The 6,408-nt window shown below is 71.0% G+C and carries 5 protein-coding genes; 1 reads left to right on the top strand and 4 read right to left on the bottom strand.

Annotated features, from left to right (window positions below):
* From VGL30_RS01080 to VGL30_RS01070, 3 genes are all read right to left on the bottom strand, one after another.
* Nucleotides 1-2,128: CarD family transcriptional regulator (locus tag VGL30_RS01080; RefSeq protein WP_331535881.1), on the bottom strand; the 2,128-nt coding region annotated here is incomplete at its 3' end.
* Nucleotides 2,118-2,408, bottom strand: coding sequence for a succinate dehydrogenase assembly factor 2 (locus VGL30_RS01075; protein WP_331535879.1), 291 nt, complete (start codon nucleotides 2,406-2,408; stop codon nucleotides 2,118-2,120). The genes VGL30_RS01075 and VGL30_RS01080, both read right to left, overlap by 11 nt.
* A 148-nt stretch (nucleotides 2,409-2,556) precedes the next feature.
* Nucleotides 2,557-3,030 (bottom strand): hypothetical protein, encoded by a 474-nt coding sequence (locus VGL30_RS01070; RefSeq protein ID WP_331535878.1) that lies wholly within the window; start codon nucleotides 3,028-3,030, stop codon nucleotides 2,557-2,559.
* 124 nt (nucleotides 3,031-3,154) lie between these two features.
* On the opposite strand from VGL30_RS01070, the gene recG reads away from it, so the two are divergent.
* On the top strand, nucleotides 3,155-5,224 hold the full coding sequence (gene recG / locus VGL30_RS01065; RefSeq protein WP_331535876.1) for an ATP-dependent DNA helicase RecG: 2,070 nt from the start codon (nucleotides 3,155-3,157) through the stop codon (nucleotides 5,222-5,224).
* Between the two features lie 6 nt (nucleotides 5,225-5,230).
* Here recG and VGL30_RS01060 read toward each other — a convergent pair whose 3' ends face one another.
* Nucleotides 5,231-6,406, bottom strand: a complete 1,176-nt coding sequence (locus tag VGL30_RS01060) for a DUF3089 domain-containing protein (protein WP_331535874.1) — start codon at nucleotides 6,404-6,406, stop codon at nucleotides 5,231-5,233.
* Between the last annotated feature and the right edge of the window lie 2 nt (nucleotides 6,407-6,408).

Here is a 6,408-nt window from a genome sequence, read left to right as displayed (position 1 = left end):
GGGTCTGGGCGGCCTCCTTGGGCGGAACCAGGCGCGAGAGACGGCGCACCTTCACCGGCCAACCCTGGAACCGCTCGGTGAAGGTCTTGTAGTGCTGGCGGGCCAGGAGCGTCGTGGGCGCCACCACAGCCACCTGCTGACCGCTCATGGCCACCACGAAGGCGGCCCGGAGCGCCACCTCGGTCTTGCCGAAGCCCACGTCGCCGCAGATCAGCCGGTCCATGGGCTTGCCGGCGGAGAAGTCCTCCAGCACATCGCCGATGGCGGCGAGCTGGTCCTCGGTCTCCTCGTAGGGGAAGCGGGCGCAGAACTCGTCGAAGACGCCGTGCGGCGGGTCCATCGGCGGCGTCGAGCGCAGGGCGCGCTCGGCGGCGATGCGGATCAGGCCCTCGGCCATCTCGCGCAGCCGCTCCTTGGCCTTGGCCTTGCGGGCCTGCCAGGCGGCGCCGCCCAGGCGGTCGAGCTGCACGCCCTCGGTCTCCGCGCCGTAGCGGGTCAACAGGTCGATGTTCTCCACCGGCAGGTAGAGCTTGGACTCGCCGCCGTACTGCAGCTCCAGGCAGTCGTGGGGCGCGCCCTGGACGTCGAGGGTCTTCAGGCCGTCGTAGCGGCCGATGCCGTGCTCGATGTGGACCACGAGGTCGCCGGGGGTCAGCGAGGAGGCCTCGGCCAGGAAGTTCGAGGCGCGGCGGCGGCGGCGCGGGCGGGCCAGGCGGTCGCCGAGAATGTCGGTCTCGGAGATGACCGCCAGCGAATCGGTCTCGAAGCCCCCTTCCAGCGGCAGCACCACCCGCTGCGGCAGCTTGGGGTCGGCGGCGCGGGCGGCGTCCCAGTAGGGCGCAAGGCCCACCCGCGTCATGCCGTGGTCGGCGAGCATCATGCCCAGGCGTTCCGAGGAGCCTTCCGACCAGGAGGCGAACAGCACGCGCTTGCCCTGCGCCGCCAGCGCCGCGGCGTGGTCGGCGGCGGCCTCGAACAGGTTGATGCTGTCGCGCTGGCGCTCGGGCGCGAAGTTGCGTCCCGTCCGGGCGCCCATGTCGACCACCGCCTCGCCCTCGGCCTCTTGGAAGACGGAGAACCGGCGGCTGGGGCGCACGGCCAGGCGCTGGTCCCACTCGGCCTTGGAAAGGTAGAGCCGCCCGGGCGGCAGGGGATGGTAGTGGCTCTTGCGGTCGGCCTGGTTGCGGGCGTCGAAGGCGTCCTCGATCATGGCGAGGCGCTCGTCGCGCGCCTCGCGGCCCAGGTGGTCGACCGCGACCAGGGCGTCGCCGGGCAGGTAGTCGAACAGCGTGGCCAGCTCGTCGTAGAACAGCGGCAGCCAGTGCTCCATGCCGGCGCGCCGGCCGCCGCCGCTGACCGTCTCGTAGAGCGGGTCGTCGCCCGCGGCGCCGAAGGCGGCCACATAGCCCTTGCGGAAGCGGGAGACGGCCTCGGCGTCCAGCAGCGCCTCGCTGACCGGCAGCAGGCTGACGTCCTTCAGCTGGCGGGTGGAACGCTGGGTCTCCGGATCGAAGCCGCGGATGGATTCCAGGGTGTCGCCGAACAGGTCGAGGCGCACCGGCTCCTCGGCGCCCGGCGGGAAGACGTCGATCACCCCGCCGCGCACGGCGAACTCGCCGCGCTCGGAGACGGTGGAGGCGCGGACGTAGCCGTTGACGGCGAAGTAGCGCTCCAGGTCGGCGATCTCGACCACATGGCCAACCGTGGCCGAAAAGGAGGCGTCGGTGACCGCCGAGACCGGCGGCACGCGCTGCAGCAGCGCCGGCACGGTGGTGACCAGCAGCCTGGCCGCCTTGGCGTCCGGATGGGCCAGGCGGGCCAGGGTGGTCATCCGCTGGGCGGCGACGCCCGGCGAGGGGCCGATGCGGTCGTAGGGCAGGCAATCCCAGGAGGGGAAGGTCAACACCTCCACCGCCGGGGCGAAGAAGCGAAAGGCGTCGATGAAGGCCGAGAGCCGCGAGCCGTCGCGGGCGACAAACACCGTCAGCCCCTTGCGGGCCTTGACGATGTCGGCCAGCACCAGGGCGTCGAACCCCTCCGGCGCGCCCACGATGTCCAGGCCGCCGGGGTCGTCGGCGACGCGGCGAAGCTGGGCCTGAGTTGCGGGCCGCGAGCCGTCAGCCGCCATGACCATCCCCGCGGGCGACCGGAAGATTATCCCGGAACTGTTTGATCAAACGCATGATATCCGTATCGAATGCGGCCGGGGTCGGCTGGCGTTCGACGATCCATTCGTAGAGGTCGTGGTCGGGCGCCTCCAGCAGCAGCTCGAAGGCGTCGAGCTGCTCGGGGCTGAAATCCTGGACATGGCTGTCCGCGAACGGCCCCAGAATGAGGTCCGCCTCTCTGAAGCCGCGCCGCCAAGCGCGAAACTTCAGCTTTTGCAGCCGGGTTTGATCGATGGCCATGAAGAGGCGGCGGATATAGAGCGGGCAGTCTCGGCGCGCTAGTGCCGAACCGAAGCGATTGCTGCAGCGCCCTGATCCAGATCGTTCCAGAGGGCCGGGTGTTTGCCGTCAATCCGGAATGAAGGTCACACGCCCCCGACGTCGGCGCTCAATGCGTCAGTTCGTCGACCATGACACTGGCCATGATGTATTGGATCACGAATTGCCGGTGCGGCAGATCGCTCTCCGGAATTCCAGAGGCGGCAACGGCTTGGCGAAGACGGGCCGCCAAGGGTTCAGGCAGGACCAAGTGAGTCGGGATCTCCATGATCGCGGCTCGGTCATCAACCCCCATCATTGCAACCAAGGCGGCCAAGCGTTCGTCGCTTAGCCCGGAATCATTTTGCAGCGCCTCGCGGGTCACGTCGAGTTTGCGGCGGGCGCTGAAATACAGCCCCAACAGGCGAGCCGTATCGCCGGTCAGCGAAACGTCGCACGCCTGCATGAGCGGTACAGGATCACGCAAATCCAGCGTCGCACGCGCTTTCGCCGGCGCTCGCTGCCAAACGCATTCGAAGCCGCTCACCGCCGCTCCGTGCGCAGATGTCGTCAGCAGCGAAGCCGTCGTCAGCAAAACCGCCAAGCATTTCATGATCCACCCCCTGGGCAATCGTAGATAGAACGCTGAAATCCTTCAACCGCTGTGCAGTCGGCTTGTCGCGACATTCCGGAAGAAAAGGTAGCTTGGAGGCGGGTATGGTGCCGCCATGCGGCCCGAGATTCTGTTCCCCCTCTACGCCCCGATCACCTCGCTGAAGGGCGTGGGCGCGCGGGTGGCGCCGCTGCTGGAAAAGCTCGCCGGGCCGATGGTGCGCGACGTGGCGTTCCTGAAGCCGCATTCGGTGATCCGGCGCAGGCTCTCGCAGATGAACATCGCCGCCGAGGGCGAGGTGCAGACCTTCGAAGTGACCATCGAGGCGTACCACCGCCCCAGGACCTCGTCGCAGCCGTGGAAGGTGCAGACCTACGACGGGACGGGCTTCCTGACACTGACCTTCTTCGGCGGGGTGGGCGGCTCGCTGGAGGCGCGCCATCCGGTGGGGTCGCGACGAGTGGTGAGCGGCCGGGTGGAGCGGTTCGGCTCCGAGTTGCAGATCGCCCACCCCGACTACATGCTGCCGCCGGAACGGGCCGGCGAGATCCCCGAGCTGGAGCCAGTCTATCCGGCGACCGCCGGCCTGCCGCCGCGCACGGTGCGCCGGCTGGCCCTTGAGGCGCTGGCGCGGGCCCCGGAGCTGCCCGAGTGGCAGGACCCTGCCTGGCGGGTGCGGGAGCGGTTCCCGGCCTGGCGTGAGGCGCTGGAGCGGCTGCACGCGCCGCACAGCGAGGCGGACCTGTCGCCGCAGGCCGCGCACATGCGCCGCCTGGCCTATGACGAGCTGCTGGCCCACCAGCTGGCGCTCGCCCAGCGCAAGGCGGACCGGCGGGCGGAGCCGGCGGAGGCGATTTCGCCGAGCACGCTCGGCGACGCGGTGCGCGCCGCCCTGCCCTTCACCTTCACCGGCGCGCAGGACCGGGCGCTGGCCGACATCCGCCGGGACCTGGCGGCCGGCGAGCGAATGAGCCGGCTGATCCAGGGGGACGTGGGTTCCGGCAAGACGGTGGTGGCGATGGCCGCCATGGCCGACGTGGCGGCCAGCGGCGGCCAGACCGCTCTGATGGCGCCCACGGAAATCCTGGCGCGGCAACATTATGAAACCCTCTCCAAGCCTCTGATGGACCAGGGAATTGGCGTGATCCTGCTGACCGGGCGGGACAAGGGCGCGCCGCGAACCGAGAAGCTGCGGGCGCTGGCCAGTGGAGCGGTGAAGGTGGCGGTGGGGACGCACGCGCTCTTCCAGGACGATATCGTGTTCGACAAGCTGCGGCTGGCGGTGATCGACGAGCAGCACCGGTTCGGGGTGGCCGAGCGGCAGCGGCTGCAGGCCAAGGGCTGGGCGACGCACCTCTTGGCCATGTCGGCGACGCCGATCCCGCGCACCCTGGAACTGACGGTCTACGGCGACCTGGACGTCTCGCGGATCGAGGAGAAGCCGCCGGGCCGCACGCCCGTGGCGACCCGGGCCATACCGATGACCCGGGTGGCGGAGGTCGAGGCGCGGCTGCGGACGGTGGTTGCGGAGGGGGCGCAGGCCTTCTGGATCTGTCCGCTGGTGTCGGAGTCCGAACTGGTCGACCTGAAGGCCGCCGAGACCCGGGCCCGCGAACTACGGGAGCGGATCGGCCCGGGCGTCGGGCTGATCCACGGCAAGCTGCCCCCGGCCGAAAAAGACGCGGTGATGGCCGAGTTCGCCGAAGGGCGGCTGTCAGTGCTGGTGGCCACCACGGTGGTCGAGGTGGGGGTCAATGTGCCCAACGCCACCATCATGGTGATCGAACAGGCCGAGCGGTTCGGCCTGGCGCAGCTGCACCAGCTGCGCGGCCGGGTGGGCCGCGGAAGCCGCGAGAGCGCCTGCGTGCTGCTCTACGACCCGCCGCTGTCGGAGATCGCCCAGAAGCGGATCGACATCCTGCGGCGCACCGACGACGGCTTCCTGATCGCCGAGACCGACCTGGAGCTCCGGGGCGGCGGCGACGCGCTGGGCCTGCGGCAGAGCGGGTTCCCGGACTATGTGTTCGCCGACCCCTTCGCCCACCGGGACCTGATCGCGGCGGCGGGGGACGACGCACGGCTGATCGTGGCGCGGGACCCAGGGCTGGAGAGCGAACGCGGCAAGGCGCTGAGGGTGCTGCAGGAGCTGTTCGACTGGCGGCCGGGCGCGAAGGACGCGGGGTAGATGGATTCAGCCTGGGCGTCCGTGGACTTGACCTGGGTCCCCGGCCTTCGCCCGGATGAGCGGGGGTGGGGGGGCGATCACCGGCGCCTGCGCCTGCCACGCCGCCACCCTGGCCTCCGCGTCCGCCTCAAGATCTGCATAGAATAGGTTGTATCCCGGGACTTTTTTCCGTTCGGCCCAGGAACCGGCGCGGCGCAGGGAGGCGGACCTGGGCTGGCTGAGGCGCAGGATTCCGCGCTCGCAGCGGGCGCGGACCTGGCGGGTGAGGAAGGCCGGCCTCGCGCCCCACTCCAATCCGGTGGCGTTGGCCGCGCCCAGGTGCAGCCGGGCGGGCGCGGGCGTGTCGGTGACCGCGCCCAGGATCGGGTTGAAGCAGAGCGGCGTGCGGCCCTGGAGGTTCACCAGCTGGCCGTCCTCCCCCCAGACCAGCGAACGATCCTTGAGATCCTGCACCCGCTGCAGGTCGCCGTCGACGACGCCGGCCCAGGCGGCGACGCAGCCGGTCTGGGCGGGACGGACGCACGGCGGGACGGGCGTGGGGCTGTCGGGGATCACCGTGTCGACCAGGTAGGCGGCCGCCAGGCGGGCGCGCAGGGCCGGATCGGGCGCGATCTCCTCGGCCAGCAGGCGGGCGGCGAGCGTGCCCCCCTGCTCCACCCCGGCCAGGACGAAGGGCCGGCCGCCGTTGTCGTGGTCGCGGTACCAGCGGAAGGCGGCGACGACGTCGGCGTAGGCGAATCGGCGGGCGTCGCGGGCGTCCTCACGCAGGGTGAGCAGGGTGTAGAGACTGGCCTGGCGGTAGCGAGGGGCGAAGATCCGGCCCGCCCGGACGAAGGGGCCCACGTAGTTGGGGGCGATGGTGCGGCGGAAGAAGCGGTCGGCGGACGCGTCGTCGATCGGGGCGTTCCAGTCGCGGCCGCCGTCGTAGGTGGTCGGCGAGACGAAAAAGACGTCGGCGGCGACGCCGGCCTGGCCGGCGCCGGGCTTCAGCGCCCAGGCGGCGGGCCGGGCGTAGTCCGGCGCCGGGGGCGGCCTGTAGGTCTGGAACGGCTCCTTGGGGTCGAGGGCCGCCTGCATGATGTCGTCGCGCCAGACGAAGCTGGCCGCCGCCACCAGCGCCACCAGGGCGGCCAGCCCCAGGGCCAGCCAGCGCCGGAACCCGAAGGGTCGCCGCGGCGGCATCC

The sequence above is a fragment of the Phenylobacterium sp. genome (assembly GCF_036502675.1).
Classification (GTDB): domain Bacteria; phylum Pseudomonadota; class Alphaproteobacteria; order Caulobacterales; family Caulobacteraceae; genus Phenylobacterium.
This window is presented reverse-complemented; position numbering and strand designations above follow the sequence as displayed.

Excerpts from the sequence above, each read along its gene's own strand:
- VGL30_RS01075 (WP_331535879.1), bottom strand. The coding sequence starts at position 2,408 with ATGGCCATCGATCAAACCCGGCTGCAAAAGCTGAAGTTTCGCGCTTGG.
- recG (WP_331535876.1), top strand. The coding sequence starts at position 3,155 with ATGCGGCCCGAGATTCTGTTCCCCCTCTACGCCCCGATCACCTCGCTG.
- VGL30_RS01060 (WP_331535874.1), bottom strand. The coding sequence starts at position 6,406 with ATGCCGCCGCGGCGACCCTTCGGGTTCCGGCGCTGGCTGGCCCTGGGG.